The sequence below is a fragment of the Allorhizobium paknamense genome, from assembly GCF_030815125.1.
GTDB lineage: Bacteria > Pseudomonadota > Alphaproteobacteria > Rhizobiales > Rhizobiaceae > Allorhizobium > Allorhizobium paknamense.
Map to the genome: position 1 here is coordinate 1 of NZ_JAUSWH010000046.1, position 1,163 is coordinate 1,163.

1 protein-coding gene is annotated in these 1,163 nt (G+C 50.5%); it reads left to right on the top strand.

Annotation, left to right across the window (positions count from 1 at the left end):
- Positions 1-1,163, top strand: a 1,163-nt coding sequence (locus QO005_RS24175; protein ID WP_307160568.1) for an AMP-binding protein, incomplete at both ends; no start/stop codon positions are given.

Consider the following 1,163-nt stretch of genomic DNA (forward strand, 5'->3'; position numbering starts at 1 on the left):
CAACCGATCGGTTCTATCGAGCTTCTCGAAGACCAGGAGCGGCATCAGATCCTGGTAGAATGGAATGATACGTCCCATCCCGTTCCCGAAGCGACGTTACCGGAACTGTTTGAAGCACAAGTAACCGCATCCCCAGATGCCGTCGCTTTGGTGTTTGAAGAACAAAAACTTACCTATCAGGAGCTCAATGCCAGAGCAAACCAGCTGGCACATCACCTTATAGGGCTCGGTGTCGGGCCCGAGGATATCGTGGCACTTTGTTTGCCACGCTCCCTAGAAATGGTGATCGGCCTTATGGCGATCCTCAAATCCGGAGCAGCCTATCTGCCCCTCGACCCGGATTATCCCTCCGACCGTTTGGCATTCATGATCGATGATGCCAAACCTGTTTGCACACTGGTTAGCGAGCAAACGAAGCCGCTGCTAAAAGGCGGAGCACTCCTCGACCTGAATGCCCCCGAGACAATTGATCTCTTGCAAAAGTGCAAAGACACCAACCCGACCAACAAGGAAAGAGTGCAGCCTCTCACATCCGCCAACCCAGCCTATGTGATCTACACGTCAGGATCAACAGGAAGGCCAAAAGGGGTGGCAGGGCTGCATTTTGGTCTTGTAAATAGGTTAAGTTGGGGTGGTAAAAATATACGCTATCGAGCGCATCGCTCACTAGCGAAGAGCTCAATGAACTTCATTGATGGTAGTACAGAGCTCATGGGTCCCCTTCTTCATCAAGGGGAAGTTCTCATACTCAACTCACTTCAATCCCGAGATCCAGTCTACATAGCTCGGCTGGCCAGCGAAGAAGGGATTGTGAACATGACACTGGTTCCCGGTTTGATGGCTTCCTTATTGGATGGAGTCGTAGTTCAGAATATCGCTGAGAGCCCTGTGTGGATCAGCAGTGGAGAACCTATAAATTGGGCTCAGCAGAAGCAGTTTAATAATCAATTCCCAAACGGGACTCTATATAATTTTTATGGAATGACTGAAGCAACCGGCGACAGCTTATTTAATTTGCTCAAGCCTAGCCCACATGTACTTCCTCCCCCTATTGGCCGTCCGATTTGGAACACTCAGGTTTATGTTTTGGATGATTGGCTCCGTCCTGTGCCTGTTGGTGTCCGGGGTGAGCTTTACATAGCTGGTGCTGGATTGGCACGAGG